Source organism: Kitasatospora sp. NPDC101183, from assembly GCF_044767945.1.
Classification (GTDB): domain Bacteria; phylum Actinomycetota; class Actinomycetes; order Streptomycetales; family Streptomycetaceae; genus Kitasatospora.
In genome coordinates this window covers 1-13,467 of sequence record NZ_JBIWOW010000021.1, presented here as the reverse complement: position 1 = coordinate 13,467, position 13,467 = coordinate 1, and the positions used below count along the sequence as shown (strand labels likewise).

The 13,467-nt window shown below is 75.4% G+C and carries 16 protein-coding genes; 9 read left to right on the top strand and 7 right to left on the bottom strand.

The window, feature by feature from the left end; genetic code table 11:
- Positions 1-6 precede the first annotated feature (6 nt).
- Positions 7-480, bottom strand: a complete 474-nt coding sequence (locus ACIRRS_RS27120) for a carboxymuconolactone decarboxylase family protein (protein WP_402975832.1) — start codon at positions 478-480, stop codon at positions 7-9.
- Positions 481-621: 141 nt separating this feature from the next.
- On the opposite strand from ACIRRS_RS27120, the gene ACIRRS_RS27115 reads away from it, so the two are divergent.
- The gene (locus ACIRRS_RS27115) at positions 622-810 is read left to right on the top strand and encodes a hypothetical protein (RefSeq protein WP_402975830.1); all 189 of its coding nucleotides are present in this window, start codon (positions 622-624) and stop codon (positions 808-810) included.
- Between the two features lie 4 nt (positions 811-814).
- Here the strand turns inward: ACIRRS_RS27115 and ACIRRS_RS27110 are convergent, their stop codons facing one another.
- Entirely contained in the window at positions 815-3,592 is a 2,778-nt protein-coding gene (locus ACIRRS_RS27110) for a lysylphosphatidylglycerol synthase domain-containing protein (RefSeq protein ID WP_402975828.1), read from the bottom strand.
- A gap of 55 nt (positions 3,593-3,647) precedes the next feature.
- Positions 3,648-4,409 carry an SDR family oxidoreductase gene (locus tag ACIRRS_RS27105; protein ID WP_402975826.1) on the bottom strand — a complete coding sequence of 254 codons (762 nt, stop codon included), beginning with the start codon at positions 4,407-4,409 and terminating at the stop codon, positions 3,648-3,650.
- A gap of 152 nt (positions 4,410-4,561) precedes the next feature.
- Between ACIRRS_RS27105 and ACIRRS_RS27100 the strand changes: the two genes are divergently transcribed.
- From ACIRRS_RS27100 to ACIRRS_RS27085, 4 genes are all read left to right on the top strand, one after another.
- Entirely contained in the window at positions 4,562-5,464 is a 903-nt protein-coding gene (locus ACIRRS_RS27100; protein WP_402975824.1) for a helix-turn-helix transcriptional regulator, read from the top strand.
- A gap of 37 nt (positions 5,465-5,501) precedes the next feature.
- Positions 5,502-5,768 (top strand): UBP-type zinc finger domain-containing protein, encoded by a 267-nt coding sequence (locus tag ACIRRS_RS27095; RefSeq protein WP_402975822.1) that lies wholly within the window; start codon positions 5,502-5,504, stop codon positions 5,766-5,768.
- A gap of 133 nt (positions 5,769-5,901) precedes the next feature.
- Positions 5,902-6,174, top strand: coding sequence for a hypothetical protein (locus ACIRRS_RS27090; RefSeq protein ID WP_402975820.1), 273 nt, complete (start codon positions 5,902-5,904; stop codon positions 6,172-6,174).
- Positions 6,175-6,331: 157 nt separating this feature from the next.
- Complete coding sequence (locus ACIRRS_RS27085) at positions 6,332-7,321, top strand: sigma-70 family RNA polymerase sigma factor (RefSeq protein ID WP_402975818.1); 990 nt, start codon at positions 6,332-6,334, stop codon at positions 7,319-7,321.
- Here the strand turns inward: ACIRRS_RS27085 and ACIRRS_RS27080 are convergent.
- The gene (locus ACIRRS_RS27080; RefSeq protein ID WP_402975816.1) at positions 7,217-7,543 is read right to left on the bottom strand and encodes a hypothetical protein; all 327 of its coding nucleotides are present in this window, start codon (positions 7,541-7,543) and stop codon (positions 7,217-7,219) included. The genes ACIRRS_RS27085 and ACIRRS_RS27080 overlap by 105 nt on opposite strands.
- 172 nt (positions 7,544-7,715) lie before the next feature.
- On the opposite strand from ACIRRS_RS27080, the gene ACIRRS_RS27075 reads away from it, so the two are divergent.
- Both ACIRRS_RS27075 and ACIRRS_RS27070 read left to right on the top strand, forming a co-directional pair.
- Positions 7,716-8,153 (top strand): SRPBCC domain-containing protein, encoded by a 438-nt coding sequence (locus tag ACIRRS_RS27075; protein ID WP_402975814.1) that lies wholly within the window; start codon positions 7,716-7,718, stop codon positions 8,151-8,153.
- Positions 8,154-8,268: 115 nt separating this feature from the next.
- On the top strand, positions 8,269-8,760 hold the full coding sequence (locus ACIRRS_RS27070; protein WP_402975812.1) for an NUDIX domain-containing protein: 492 nt from the start codon (positions 8,269-8,271) through the stop codon (positions 8,758-8,760).
- An 80-nt stretch (positions 8,761-8,840) separates the two neighbouring features.
- Here the strand turns inward: ACIRRS_RS27070 and ACIRRS_RS27065 are convergent, their stop codons facing one another.
- The 3 genes from ACIRRS_RS27065 to ACIRRS_RS27055 all read right to left on the bottom strand — a co-directional run bounded on the left by ACIRRS_RS27065 (position 8,841) and on the right by ACIRRS_RS27055 (position 11,242).
- Positions 8,841-9,593, bottom strand: coding sequence for a Clp protease N-terminal domain-containing protein (locus ACIRRS_RS27065; RefSeq protein ID WP_402975810.1), 753 nt, complete (start codon positions 9,591-9,593; stop codon positions 8,841-8,843).
- Positions 9,594-9,658: 65 nt separating this feature from the next.
- On the bottom strand, positions 9,659-10,399 hold the full coding sequence (locus ACIRRS_RS27060) for a tyrosine-protein phosphatase (RefSeq protein WP_402975808.1): 741 nt from the start codon (positions 10,397-10,399) through the stop codon (positions 9,659-9,661).
- 105 nt (positions 10,400-10,504) lie between these two features.
- Complete coding sequence (locus tag ACIRRS_RS27055) at positions 10,505-11,242, bottom strand: VC0807 family protein (protein WP_402975806.1); 738 nt, start codon at positions 11,240-11,242, stop codon at positions 10,505-10,507.
- Positions 11,243-11,473: 231 nt separating this feature from the next.
- Between ACIRRS_RS27055 and ACIRRS_RS27050 the strand changes: the two genes are divergently transcribed.
- The gene (locus tag ACIRRS_RS27050) at positions 11,474-12,256 is read left to right on the top strand and encodes an RNA polymerase sigma factor (protein ID WP_402975804.1); all 783 of its coding nucleotides are present in this window, start codon (positions 11,474-11,476) and stop codon (positions 12,254-12,256) included.
- Positions 12,253-13,218: a hypothetical protein gene (locus ACIRRS_RS27045; protein WP_402975802.1), complete on the top strand. Its 966-nt coding sequence runs from the start codon at positions 12,253-12,255 to the stop codon at positions 13,216-13,218. The genes ACIRRS_RS27050 and ACIRRS_RS27045 overlap by 4 nt, the downstream gene beginning before the upstream one ends.
- The last annotated feature ends 249 nt before the right edge of the window (positions 13,219-13,467 follow it).

Genomic DNA, 13,467 nt, shown 5'->3' with positions numbered 1-13,467 from the left:
GTCCGCTCAGAGGGCGCCGGGGGTCTTGCGGGTGGTGATGTTGATCCGGTTCCAGGTGTTGATCGTGAAGCAGACGGAGATCAGCTGCGCCAGCTCCGCGTCCTCGAAGAGCGCGGACGCGCGGGTGTAGGCCGCCTCCGAGACCCCGCCGTCGATCCGGGCGATCTCCTCCGCGATCGCCAGCGCCGCCCGCTCCCGCTCGCTGTACACCCCGGCCGGCGCCTCGTGCCACACCGGCAGCAGGTAGATCCGCTCGTCCGTCTCGCCGGCCTTGCGGGCGTCCCTGGTGTGCATGTCCAGGCAGTACGCGCAGTTGTTCAGCTGCGAGGTGCGCATCTGCACCAGCTCGACCAGCGCCGGGTCCAGGCCCTCCCGGGCGGCCGCGTCCAGCGCGATCATCGCGCGGAACACCTTCGGGACGGTCCGGGCGTAGTCGAGGCGGCGAGCGGGGGCGGCGGTCTCGTTCGTGTTCGTCGTCATGACGACGACTCTAGGTGCGAAATGCACCCCTTTCCTGGGTCATTCCGCGTCCATTTCCATGGGTCAATTCGCCCGCTGCCGTCGCGCCCGGCGGCGGGGCGGCGGATACTGCGAGTACCGCCACCAGCGAGGACGGACACCATGCCGCAGAACCACGAGGACTACCTGATCGACGAGACCGTCGAGCCGGACGAGGCGGCCCCCGAGGGCGACGAGTACGACGAGGTCGCCGAACGCCGGGCCGTCGGCGCCGACCCGGCCACGGACCTCGCGGACGCCGCCGAGCAGAGCCGCGTCGTGCAGCTCGACGAGGACGAGTACCGGGATTAGGCCGTCACAGCGCTTGACGGCGCCGGAGCCAGGCCATCGCCGCCCACCCCGGCAGCACCGGCAGGAGCAGCGTCAGCAGCCGGAACAGCACCACGGTCGCCGTCGCGCCGCCCTGTTCCATCAGGGCCGTCTTCTCCAGCAGCCCGACCAGCATCAGGTCCATCGGACCGGCCCCGCCCGGCGTCGGCGACAGGTTGCCCGCCGCGCCTCCCACCAGCAGCACCACCGCCACCGAGGCGAAGCCCGGAACACCGCCGATCGCGCGGGCGCAGCAGTACAGGCAGGTGATCAGGCAGATCGACACCAGCAACTGCCCGGCCACCCCGACGGCCAGCCGCCCCGGGTTGCGCAGCAGGTCCAGCAGCCTGGGCAGCACCTCGGCGGTCAGCGGCCGCAGCCGCGCCGTCAGCCAGCGCCGGGCCGACGGGATCGCCGACACCACCGCCAGCAGCGCCGCCGCCACCGCGAGCCCGCCCACCACGGCGGGCAGCGCGTCCAGCTCCGACGAGCCCGGCAGGACGTCCAACAGGTAGACGAACGCGCCGAGTTGCAGCACGTGCAGGACCAGCCCGATCAGGTTGCCCACCCCGACGCTGGACAGCGCCTGCGCCGTCGGGATCCCGGCCTTCTGCAACAGCCGGGTGTTCAGCGCGATCCCGCCCACGCCCCCGGGCGAGACCAGCTTCACGAACGACCCGGCGACCTGGGCCAGCACCACGTTGCGGAAGTCCAGCCGCTCCGGCACGAACCCGGCGAACCCCATCCCCGCCGCGACGTGACTCGCCGCCGCGGCCAGCAGCGCCAGCAGCAGCCACCCCGGATCGGCGTCGCCCAGCACCGCGACCGGGTTCCGCTCCGCGTCGAAGAACTGCAGCACCAGCAGCCACCCGGCCACCACCCCGCCCACGACGGCCACCACCGTCCGCGGCCGCAACCGCTCCACCCTCACCGGCCGCCCCACCCCCTGCGCCCGGCCGCGCAACACCTCCGCCCTGATCTCCTCGAGCAACCCCGCTCCGCCGGGCCGCTCACACCCCACCGGCGCGGCTTCCCCGGCGACGTCCTCCCGCCCGGCCTCGCCGCGCGCGCCGGGCCGCCGCTCGTCGACGCGGCTCGCCCGGGCGCCCTCGTGCTCCGCGCCGCTCACCGGTGCGCGAGCGACCACTGGTTCCCCGGTGGCGGCACCCACACCCGCGCCGCCGTCCCGCCCGGCCTCGCCGCGCGCCCTCGGCAGCGGTCCGCCGGGGTTCGCCGCCGTACGGGCGGCTGCCGCTTCGGCGGTGTCGCCTCCGCCGGTCGCGGGGGCGGCGTCCCCCGCCACGCGCGCCCTCGGCAGCGGTCCGCCGGGCTCCGCCGGGTGGCGCTTGAGGGCCTGGCGGGTGGGGCGGGGGAGGGCGATGGGTTGGAGGAGGGGGAGGGCCGCGAGGACGGGTTCGGGGCCGAGGGTGGTGACGGCCGTGCGGGCGGCGCGCTCCGCGCCCACGCGGAGGGCGAGGAGGGCGAGCAGTTGGGCGATGTCGCAGGCGAGGACGAGTTCGCCGGCCGCGATGTCCCCGTCCGCGAAGTCGACGAGGTGCACCGCCCCCTCCCCGTCGACGACGACCGCCGAGGGCACCAGCGCCCGGTGGGCGATCTCGCGGCGCTGGAGCAGGGCGAGCTGCCGCCAGGCGTCGGTGAGGAGGTCGTCGGTGAGCTCCTCGTCGGAGAGCCGGTCGAGGGTGCGCCCGGCGAGGTGCTCGTACGCGATGAGCGCGGTGTCGGGCCCGATCCCCGCCGTGGCCGCGATGCACCGGGTGCGGACGCCCGCGGCGAGCGCCGCGTACGTGACGAGGGCCTCGTGCTCCAGACCGGTGCGCGGGGAGCGCAGCGTGCGGGGGTGGGGCGCGGTGCGCAGCCACAGGCGGCGCCAGGCGCGCCGGACGGCGGCGGCGGTGACGGCCTGCCGGTCGAGGAGCTGGACGTCGAGCCCGGGCAGGCCCTCGGCCTGCCGGACGCGGTAGCGGTCGGGCCCGGAGGGCCTCGCCTCGACGGGCCGCAGCCCGCTCTCCCGCAGGGCCCGCAGCACCTCGCCGGGCCGGGGCCGGGGGTCGGGGGTGCCGACGGCGTAGAGGGTGCCGTGGGCGACGGTCCACCCGGCGAGCAGCCCGAGCAGCAGCGCGCTGGGGGTGGTGTAGCGGCCGGCGAGCCCGGCGAGGCAGGAGAGGGCGAGGACGGCCCAGGGCGCCCGGCGTTCGCGGCTGCCGGAGGCGGTCATGAAGGCGAGCACGGGCGCGAGGTAGCCGTACACGGCGGCGGTGTGCCCGTCCCCGTCGCCGGGCAGCGGCCGGGTGAGTGCGGCGAGGAGGGAGTCGGGGGCGAGGCGGTCGCAGCCGAGGTCGAGGAGCAGGGTGGCGCCGTACGCGAGGACGGCGGCGAGCAGCCCGTCGGAGACCTGCTGGAGGGCCCGCCGCCGGTCGGGCCCGAGGAGGCGCCGGGCGGCGAGCCCGACGGGCACGAGCAGCACGGCGGCGGTGGTGAGGCCTTCGGCGAGCCGGGCGAGCGGCCGCGGCACGAAGGCGGCGGCGCCGGCGACGTCGGAGGCGAGACCGCCGGTGGTGGCGCGGGCGTAGTCGGCGAACAGCAGGGTGAGCGCGACGACGGCGATCCCGGCGAGCAGCCGGAGCAGGGCGGCGGGCTGCCGCACCCGCCCGCTGTCCGCTCCCGGCGCCCCCGTGGCACCCGCCGACCCGTCGCCCCCCGCTTCGCCCCGCACGCCGCTCGCTCTCCCCGTCACGATCGTCACGGGGGCATGCTGCCATGCCGTCGGGGATCTTGAACCGCGCTGCCCCGCCCGGCCGTTACGCCTGCCGGGTTGGCAGCACCACCAGGTGCCGCAGGTTGACGTGCGGGGGCCGGCTGACGGTGTACGCGATCAGGTCGGCCACGTCCTGTGCGCCCAGGGCGGGGATCGCCCGGAACATGCCGTTGAGCTGGTCCCGCAGGGCCGGGTTGTCGATGTGCCCGCCGAGTTCGGTGTCGGTGAGCCCGGGCTCGACCGAGCTGACCCGGACGTCGCGCGGCCCGAGTTCGGTGCGCAGGGCGGCGGACAGCTGGGTGAGCGCGGCCTTGGTGGCGCCGTACACCGCGTAGTCCGGGAAGACGACGTGCGAGGCGATGGAGGAGACGTTGACCAGGTCGGCGGCGCGGCCCCGGGCGGCGGCCCCGACCAGGTCGGCGGTGAAGGCGCGGACGATCCGCAGCGCGCCCGTGAGGTTGGTGTCGACCATGCGGGTCCACTCGTCGATCCGGCCGTCGGCGAGGGGGTTGGGCAGCATCACCCCGGCGTTGTTGACGACCAGGTCGACGCTCCCGTACGCGGCGTGGACGGCCTCGGCGGCGGCGTCGACGGAGGCCTGGTCGGTGATGTCGGCGGCCACGGTGAGGGCCTGCCCGCCGTCGGCGGCGATGTCGGCGGCCAGGGCCTCCAGCCGGTCGGCGCGGCGGGCGAGGAGGGCGACCCGGGCGCCGTTCGCGGCGAGGAGGCGGGCGGTGGCGGCGCCCATGCCGCTGGCGGCTCCGGTGACGACGGCGGTGCGGTGGGCGAGGGCGGGGTAGGTCATCGGGCGCTCCCTGGTCGGTTCGGCGGGGGTGACGGGGACAACCCTGCGCCCGCTGCGCGCGCCCACCCAGGGCTCAACCCGTCCTGGGACGCGGGTTCCTGGGACCGGCAGGACCACCCTGCGCGCGCCCGCCCGGGGCTACCCTGCCGGGCATGGAGAACACCCTGGGGGACTTCCTCCGCTCGCGCCGGGCCCGCATCCTGCCGGAGGACGTGGGCCTGGCCTCGTACGGCCGCCGACGGGTGCAGGGCCTGCGCCGGGAGGAGGTCGCGCAGCTGGCGGGCGTGAGCGTGGACTACTACGTGCGCCTGGAGCAGGGCCGGGGCGGCGGCGCCTCGGACGCGGTGCTGGACGCGGTGGCCCGGGTGCTGCGGCTGGACGAGGTGGAGACGGCGCACCTGCGCGCGCTGGCCCGCCCGCCGCGTCCGCAGGCGCCGTCGAGGGCGCGGGGCCGGCAGGCCGTCCGGCCCGGGACGCGGCTGCTGCTGGACCTGATGGCCGGAGTGCCCGCCTTCCTGCTGGGCCGCCGGGGCGACGTCCTCGCCTGGAACGCGCTCGGCGACGCGGTGAACCGTTTCTCCGGCCGCACCGACGGCGCCGGGACCCCGAACCAGGCCCGGCACGTCTTCCTCGACCCCGCCTCCCGCGACTACTACCGCCAGTGGGAGGCCGTCGCCGCCGAGACCGTCGCCCTGCTGCGCCACGACGCGGGCCTGCACCCGGACGATCCGGCGCTCGGCGCCCTGGTGGGCGAACTGTCGCTGCGCAGCGAGGAGTTCAGGAGGCTGTGGGCGGACCACGTCGTCCGGGAGAAGACCAGCGGCGTCAAGCTCGTCCACCACCCGCTGGTCGGCGAACTCGACTTCGGCTTCGAGACCCTGGAGGTGAACGGCTCCCCGGGCCAGATCCTGGTCGCCTACACCGCCGAGCCGGGCTCGCCCACCGCCCAGAAGCTGGCCCTGCTGGCGAGCTGGACGGCCCCGGGGGCAGCCCCCGGATCGGCCCCCGGATCAGCCGCCGGATCGGCCCCCACCCCCGCGCCGGGCGTGTCGTGAACCGGCCGGGCACGGCCCGTCACTACCCTCGTCGACCATGAGCGCCTGCGAAGACCTCGCCGCGGCACCCCGGACCATCGAGCCCCTCCCGCCCGTCGACGGCTGCGCCGACTGCCTGGCCCACGGCAGCCGGGACTGGGTGCACCTGCGGATCTGCCTGGACTGCGGCCACATCGGCTGCTGCGACTTCTCGCCGCAGCGCCACGCCACCGCCCACTTCCACGACACCTCCCACCCGGTGATCCGCTCCTACGAGCAGGGGGAGGACTGGCGCTGGTGCTTCGTCCACGAGGTCATGGGCTGACGGCGGGCCCTCAGGGCCCTGCGCCCGTTCGAGTGGCACGGGCGCCCAGGATCGATAAAATCCGGACATAACGCCCGTACGGGCCCCGCCCGACGCCTCCGTCCGGCCGGCGCCCGCCGAAGGGAGGCCGACGATGACCAGACGATCACCGGGCAGCACCGCCCAGCTCCGCCAGGGCACCCAGGACCTGCTGGAGCGCCGCGGCATGGCGACCGACCCCGGCATGCTCGGGCCGCAGCCGGGAGCCGGCATCGCCGCCCGCGCCGCCGCCGGGCCGTCCGGGGCCGACGCCTTCCGCCACGGCGGCCGCGACGCGGCGACGACCGTGATGCACGCCGCCCCGTCGATGCACGCCGAACTCAAGGGGCACCGCCACCGCGGCGCCGAGAAGCACTCCGCCCACTGACCGCGAGCCCACTGACCGCGAGCCCGCTGACCGTACGCCCGGGGCCGACCGGAAACCCGCCGGTCGGCCCGCCCTTGACGCCTGTTCGGACGGTTGTCAGTGGCACGCGCTAGGTTCGTCCGGCACGTCAGGACCAGAGCACGCACGGGGGCGCACCATGTCCGAAGTGATCACCGCGGAGCCGGTGGAGGTCCAGCTCGAGCGGCACCGCACCGAGCTGACCGGGTACTGCTACCGCATGCTCGGCTCCGTCTTCGAGGCCGAGGACGCGGTGCAGGAGACGATGATCCGCGCCTGGCGCCACCACCAGGGCTTCGAGGGCCGCGCGGCCCTCCGCTCCTGGCTGTACCGGATCGCCACCAACGTCTGCCTGGACGCGCTGAACGGCCGCAACAACCGCGCCCGCCCGATGGACCTCGCCGGCCCGGTGACGGTCGCCACGGCGAGCGACACCCAGCTCCCCGAGGTCACGTGGATAGGCCCGGCTCCGGACGGCCGGGTGCTCCCCGAAACGGGGGATCCGGCGGACGTCGCCGCCCAGCGCGAGTCCGTGAAGCTCGCCTTTGTCGCCGCGCTCCAGCGCCTCGCGCCCCGCCAGCGCGCGGTGCTGATCCTGCGCGAGGTGCTCGCCTGGAAGGCCGCCGAGGTGGCCGAACTGCTGGGCGTCACGGTGGCCTCCGTCAACAGCGCGCTCCAGCGCGCCCGCGCCGTCCTCGCGGCCGGGGGCGAATCCGCCCGCCCGGCCCGGGAGTTGGACGAGGACCACCGCGCCCTGCTGGACCGCTACGTCCGGGCCTTCGAGTCCTACGACATGGACGGCCTGGCGGCGCTGCTGCACGAGGACGTCACGCTCAACATGCCGCCGTTCGCGATGTGGCTGCGCGGCCGGGGCGAGATCCGGGAGTGGATGCTCGGCCCGGGCCACGGCTGCCGGGGCTCCCGGCTGCTCCCGGTGACGGCCAACGGCGTCCCGGCCTTCGGCCAGTACCGTCCGGGCCCGGGCGGCGGGCACGAGCCGTGGGCGCTGATCGTGCCGGAGGTGTCAGAGGGCCGGATCACCGGGCTCACCAACTTCCTCGACACCGACGTGCTGTTCCCGCTGTTCGGCCTGCCGCCCCGGCTCCCCGCCGAGGAGGCCGCCGAGTAGCCCCGCGTCCACCCCCTCCGGCAGCAGCGCCGCGAGCCCGCTGAAGGCGATCAACTCCCTCAGCGGGCCGGCGGTGTTCAGCAGCAGCACCCCCACCCCGTGCCGCCCCGCCGCCAGCCGCAGCCGGGCGAGCGCGTCGACGACGGCCAGGTCGGGGGAGGTCAGCGCGCCCAGGTCACAGACGACGGCGCGGGCGGGTGCGGCGGTTCGGATCGGTTCCATACCTCCTTGGACCGCCCGCCCCGCCCGCGCTCATCGGAGAACCCGCCGGAACTCTCCGAAAAATCTCCGAAGAAAATCCCGGACCGGGCGATGAGTTCCGCTCGCACCCCCGGTCCTACTCCATGAAAGCGCGCCACCGAGGCGCCGGAACCGAACGAGGACGGACGACACCATGACCGAGAACCTGGGCGAGCTGACCATCACCCGCGAGCTGCCGGCCGCTCCGGAGGCCGTCTTCCGCGCCTACGTCGAGCCCGAGCAGTTCGTCCGCTTCTGGGGCCCGGTCGGCACCCACGTCGAGCTGGACACCGTCACCATCGAGCCGCGCGTGGGCGGCCGTTACGACAGCACCATGACCATGGACGAGACGGGCGACTCCTTCCCCGTGCGCATGACGATCACCGAGTTCGTCCCCAACGAGCTGATCGCCATGAAGGAGGAGGCCGTGGGCATGCGCTCCACCATGACCTTCAAGGACCTCGGCGAGGGCCGCTGCGAGGTCGTCCTGCACCAGGTGGACGTGCCGGAGATGTACCGCGGCCCGGAGGCCGAGGCCGGCCTCAACTCCAGCTTCGACCGCCTGGTGGAGCACCTCTCCTCCCTGGCCTGACGGCAGGGCCCGACCAGAGGGCCCGACCGGAGGGCGGGGCCGGACGATCCGTCACCGTCCCCGCCCGGTGGCAGAGTGGTGCCGCCCGTTACCGATCTGCCCCAGGAGGACCGTCGTGACGACCGAGCCCTTGAAGTCCCGTGAGGAATGGCTGGCGTCCCTGCCCAGGATCTACGCGGCCGCCGGCTGCCTGCTGCGCGACGAGTCCGGTCGCATCCTGATCGTGAAGGCGGGCTACCGCGAGTTCTGGCAGTTCCCGGGCGGCACGATCGACCTGGGCGAGGGCCCGGTGGAGTGCGCGAAGCGGGAGTTGGAGGAGGAGACGGGGATCGTCCGGGAGGCCGGCCGCCTGCTGGCCATCTCCTGGACCCACGCCTCCGCCGAACTCGACCACCCCGCCGAGCACTTCATGTTCGACTTCGGCACCATTGCGGACGACACCCCCGTGACGATCCCGGCCGGTGAGCTCGACGACCACCGCTGGGCCACCGTCGAGGAGGCGCTCGACCTCCTCGGCCCGGCCCGCTCGCTGCGCCTGCGCTCCGCCCTGGAGGCGGTGGAGGACGGCCTGGTGCGGATCGTCACCACTCCCATCTCCGGCTTCTAGGCAACCTCCGACGGACGATCTCCGAACACGGCCGGCCCCGGGCGGAACCCCCGCCCGGGGCCGGCCGCGTCCGCGCACCGCTACTCCTGCGCGTCGCCCTCCCGCGTCGCCTCCGCGACCGCGGCGAGCGCCTCGGCGACGAAGGCCTCGGTCTCGGTCTTGTCGACCCCGAGCCCGGTCAGCACGCCCTCGCCGTTCTCGAACTCCAGCAGCGCGAGCAGCAGGTGCTCGGTGCCGACGTAGTTGTGCCCGAGGCGCAGCGCCTCGCGGAAGGTCAGCCCGATCACCTTCTTCCCCCGCGCGTCGTACGGGATGAGCGGCGGCACCGTCTCGACGGGCGCGGGCAGCACCCGGGCGACGGTCTCCCGCAGCGCCTGCGGCCCGACGCCCTGGGCGGCCAGTGCCTTGGCGCCGATGCCCTCGGGCTGGTTGAGCAGGCCGAGCAGGATGTGCTCGGCGGTGATCTCGTTGTTGCCCGCCGTCCGGGCCTCCTCCTGGGAGGCCACGATGACCTTGCGGGCCCGGAAGGTGTAGCGGCTGAACCCCTGGCTGGGGTCGAGGTCGTCGGGGGTGGCCGGGTCCTTGGGGACGAAGCGCTTCTGGGCGGCCTGCTTGCTGACGCCCATGCTGCGGCCGATGTCGGTCCAGGAGGCGCCGGAGCGCCGGGCCTGGTCGACGAAGTGCCCGATGAGGTGGTCGGCGAGTTCGCCGAGGTGGTCCGCGGTGATCACCGCGTCCGACAGCTGGTCGAGCGCGTCGGTGTGGACCTTCTTGATCGAGGCGATCAGGTCGTCGAGGCGCACGGGAGTGGTGCTCGGATCGAGGTTCTCCATGCGTCAACCGTAGGTTGTCGACCCGAGGGCCGTCAACCATCAGTTGACGCTAGGAGAAGGGGGCCTCAGACTGCCGGCAGCAGCCGCTCCCGCACGGCGGCCACCTCGGCCGGAGTCGCCCCGGCGGCCAGCAGGTAGCCCTCCGCGTCGAAGCCGTCCAGCAGCCCGGCGACCACGGCCCCGGCGCTGGTCCCGGCCTCGGCGAGCACCGTGTCGATCCGCCGGTACGGGTCCTGGAGGCGCAGCATCCCGTACAGCGGGCGGACGTTGGGGTCGCTCAGCAGGTAGTCCTCGACGATCGCGGCCGGCGCCGTCCCGGCCAGGGAGAGCAGCAGCAGGGAGGCCAGGCCGGTGCGGTCGCGCCCGGCGCCGCAGTGCACGACCAGTGGGCCCGGCCGGGCACCCGCTATCGCGCGGACCAGGGCGACGGCGGCGTGCGGGCAGTGCTCCAGGTACGGGCGGAAGGCCAGCGGGGTGCCGTCCAGCCGGCCGTACGCCTCCCACCAGGCCTCGCCGGCCAGTTCGTCGAGCGGGACGCGGACGAGGTCCACGTCCTCCGGCAGTGGCAGCAGCGGCTTGTGCTCGGAGGCGTCCCGCAGGTCGACGACCGTGCGCACCCCGTACTCCCGCAGGGCCTCCCGGCCCTCGGCGGTGAGGCGGTCGAGGTTGTCCGCCCGGACGATCGCGCCCCGGGCCGTCGGCCGCCCGGAGGCGGTGGGCAGCCCGCCGAGGTCCCGGACGTTCAGGCAGCCGTCCCACACCAGGGTGCGGTCCTCGGTGGCGGCCACCGCGTGCGTCCGACTCATGGGAATCCCCGTTTCCTCGACCGGGGGTACCGTTACCCCCTTGTTATCCACGACTCCCGGAACGTCCCGATGGTTCCGCGCCGTTCGAGTCCCACGAGCCCCGCGTCAGGCGGCCGTCAGCGCCTCGGCGCCGGTCTCCGCCTCGGCCCGGACGAGCTTCTCCATCGGTTCGACGGCGATCTGACCGAGCATCGAACCGGCCACCAGCGCGCCCACCAGGAACACCGTCGACAGCCAGGCCATGGTCGACACCGGCAGGGTGAAGGCGCCGACCACCCGGGCCGCGCACTCGGTCAGCAGCGCGGTGCCCCAGATGCCCGCGAACACCCGCTCGTACCGGTGGAAGGTCCGCGAGCCCGCCGCCCGGCCCTCCACCAGCCGCTGCCAGGCGGCCGCGCGGTCCCGCCGGCCCTTGGTCACGAACGGCATCAGCATCGGCGTCATCACCGGCTTCCCGACCGCCGCCGAGACCAGGATCGCCAGCGCCACCGTCCCGCTCAGCAGCCCGTCCTTGGCGATCATCATCCGGGCGTCGCCGCTGAGGAAGGTGAGCGCCAGCCCGGCCAGGTTCACCGTCAGCATCAGCGAGGCCCACAGGTTGAGCCGGCGTTCGGACAGCAGCCCGAGGACCGTCCGCCCGGCCGGGACGACGCTGCTCCAGGCCAGCGCGGCGAACTCGCTCAGCCCGAAGGCCGAGTGCAGCAGGTAGTAGCCGGCCAGCGGCGCGACCACGTCGAGGGCGAGCGGGCGCAGCGCGGAGGCCACCGGGTTCGGCGCCCCGGCGGCGGCGTCGGTGGCGGTGGTGGCGGTGGGAACGGTCTGGACACTGACGGTCTGGCTCATGGCGGGTTCCTCCCCGGCTGCTGACTTCCGCGGGCCCCCGCCCGCGTCGTGCTTCCAGTCTTCGCGCCGGACCCCTCCCGGCAGCAGTGCCGTCCGTTGCCCGATCCGTATGACAGCTGTCATGGAACCGCCCGTGACACCCCCTCCGACCTGCGCCTTCCTCCCGACCCGCCACGCCCGCGGCCCCCGCCCCCGCCATCCGACCCGTTCCGTTCGCCCGAATGGCGCATCATGTGGCGGGTGCAGAGTGCAGAACGCCCCGCAGCGGGCCCCGGCGAGCCTCCCGGTCGGCCGGGACAGGTTCCCCCCGACGGCCCGTCACCGGGCCGGGCCCCCGATCCCGCCGAGCTGACCGAGGCCGTCCGGGCCGCCCAGGGCGGCAGCGAGGAGGCGTTCCGGCTGCTCTTCCGGACGGTGCAGCCGGGCCTGCTGCGCTACCTGCGGGTGCTGGTCGGCGGCCGGCCCGAGGACGCCCAGGACGCCGAGGACATCGCCTCGGAGGCCTGGCTGCAGATCGCCCGCGACCTGCGCGGCTTCTCCGGTGACGGGGACGGCTTCCGCGGCTGGGCCGCCACCATCGCCCGCCACCGCGCCCTGGACCACCTGCGCGCCCGCCGCCGCAGGCCCGTCGCCGACCTGCCCTTCGAGTACCTCGTCGAACTCGCCGGCGGCGAGGACACCGCCCGCGCCGCCCTGACCACGGTCGGCACCGCCGACGCGCTGGCGCTGATCTCCCGGCTGCCGCGCGACCAGGCCGAGGCCGTCCTGCTGCGGGTGGTCATGGAACTGGACGCCGAGAGCGCCGCCCGGGTGCTCGGCAAGCGGGCTGGCACCGTCCGGATGGCCGCCCACCGGGGCCTTCGCCGGCTCGCCAAGCTGCTCGACCAGCCCCTGGCCGCAGGGATTCCGGCGGCCTCGGAACGGTCGGCGCAACCCGTCCGGAGATCCGCGAAAAAAACTTCTCCCCAAGGTGTGACGGAACACCGCGCCGCGACGCTGAAGGACATGAGATGAGCACCAACCGATCCCGCCGGATCGACCGTGACACCGCCGAGCACCTGCTCCGCGGCGCCGTGGGCGGCCCGTCGGCCGGGCAGGGCGACTCCCTCACCGGACCGGACGGCCCCGGGCCCGTCGCCCGGGTACTGGCCGCGGCCGCCGCCCCGGCGACGGCCGGGGAACTGGCCGGGGAGGAGGCCGCACTGGCCGCGTTCCGGGAGGCCCGTCTCGCGTCCGACCCCGTAGTGACCGCACCCGTCCGGAGACGATCGATGGCGACCGCCGCGCTGGCCAGGGCCTTCAGCACGAAGGCCACTGCCGCCGTGCTGGGCGCCACCGCGCTCTGCGGCGTCGCGGTCGCCGCAGGGACGGGCAACCTCGCGCTCGGCGGCGGCGAGCCCACCGAACCGGCCCACATCCTGACGGGCACGGACGGCACCCCGGGCACCGCCACCTCGGGCTTCACGCCCGGCTCCGCCACCGGGACACCGTCCCCCGGCGCGACCGCCCGACCGTCCGGCACCCCCTCGGCCGGACCGCAGGCGGTCGGCCCGTCCGCCGTGCCGAACCCCGGCACCCCCTCGGCGGACGGGCGCGGCGAGGAGGTCCCGGCCCCGCTGGCCGCCCTCTGCCGAGGCTTCACCGACCGTACGGGCAAGGGCGAGAGCCCCGACCGGGTGGTCGTCGAGCCGCAGTTCCGGGCGCTGATCGAGGCGGCCGGAGAGGCCGGCAAGGTCGCCGAGTACTGCGGCGAGGGCGGCGACGGCCGTACGGGCGCCACCGGCCGGCCCCACGAACCGGGCCGCGCCACCCCCGGGGGCGACCGCGGCAACGGCAACAACCAGAACGGCGGCGAGGGCGGCAAGCAGAACGGCAAGGGCAACGCGACCCTGCCCGCCCCGCCCGCCGCCGTCACCCCGGTGGTGCCCCACCCGTCCCGCACCGATCCGCAGGACGAACGGAGCGCCCCGAAGTAACCCCCGAACTCCGGGTGGGCGGCGAGCGAATCCCCCCGGGCTCGCCGCCCACCCGGACCGCACCACCGCAACACCACCCGAAGACTCCGGGTGGCCGGTCGGCTCCCCCGTGCCCACCGTCCACCCGGCCGGCCCCCGGCCGGCCCCGCCCCGCGCCCCCCCCCGCCCCGCCCCCCCGCCCCCCCCGCCCCGCCCCCGGGGGGGGCGCCCCCCCCCCCCCCCCGGGGCGGGCGCCCCCCCCCCCCCGGC

Bases quoted from the DNA above. Each gene is read 5' to 3' on its own strand.
- ACIRRS_RS27120 (WP_402975832.1), bottom strand. From the start codon at position 480: ATGACGACGAACACGAACGAGACCGCCGCCCCCGCTCGCCGCCTCGAC.
- ACIRRS_RS27115 (WP_402975830.1), top strand. From the start codon at position 622: ATGCCGCAGAACCACGAGGACTACCTGATCGACGAGACCGTCGAGCCG.
- ACIRRS_RS27105 (WP_402975826.1), bottom strand. From the start codon at position 4,409: ATGACCTACCCCGCCCTCGCCCACCGCACCGCCGTCGTCACCGGAGCC.
- ACIRRS_RS27100 (WP_402975824.1), top strand. From the start codon at position 4,562: ATGGAGAACACCCTGGGGGACTTCCTCCGCTCGCGCCGGGCCCGCATC.
- ACIRRS_RS27095 (WP_402975822.1), top strand. From the start codon at position 5,502: ATGAGCGCCTGCGAAGACCTCGCCGCGGCACCCCGGACCATCGAGCCC.
- ACIRRS_RS27090 (WP_402975820.1), top strand. From the start codon at position 5,902: ATGACCAGACGATCACCGGGCAGCACCGCCCAGCTCCGCCAGGGCACC.
- ACIRRS_RS27085 (WP_402975818.1), top strand. From the start codon at position 6,332: ATGTCCGAAGTGATCACCGCGGAGCCGGTGGAGGTCCAGCTCGAGCGG.
- ACIRRS_RS27080 (WP_402975816.1), bottom strand. From the start codon at position 7,543: ATGGAACCGATCCGAACCGCCGCACCCGCCCGCGCCGTCGTCTGTGAC.
- ACIRRS_RS27075 (WP_402975814.1), top strand. From the start codon at position 7,716: ATGACCGAGAACCTGGGCGAGCTGACCATCACCCGCGAGCTGCCGGCC.
- ACIRRS_RS27065 (WP_402975810.1), bottom strand. From the start codon at position 9,593: ATGGAGAACCTCGATCCGAGCACCACTCCCGTGCGCCTCGACGACCTG.
- ACIRRS_RS27060 (WP_402975808.1), bottom strand. From the start codon at position 10,399: ATGAGTCGGACGCACGCGGTGGCCGCCACCGAGGACCGCACCCTGGTG.
- ACIRRS_RS27055 (WP_402975806.1), bottom strand. From the start codon at position 11,242: ATGAGCCAGACCGTCAGTGTCCAGACCGTTCCCACCGCCACCACCGCC.
- ACIRRS_RS27050 (WP_402975804.1), top strand. From the start codon at position 11,474: ATGTGGCGGGTGCAGAGTGCAGAACGCCCCGCAGCGGGCCCCGGCGAG.
- ACIRRS_RS27045 (WP_402975802.1), top strand. From the start codon at position 12,253: ATGAGCACCAACCGATCCCGCCGGATCGACCGTGACACCGCCGAGCAC.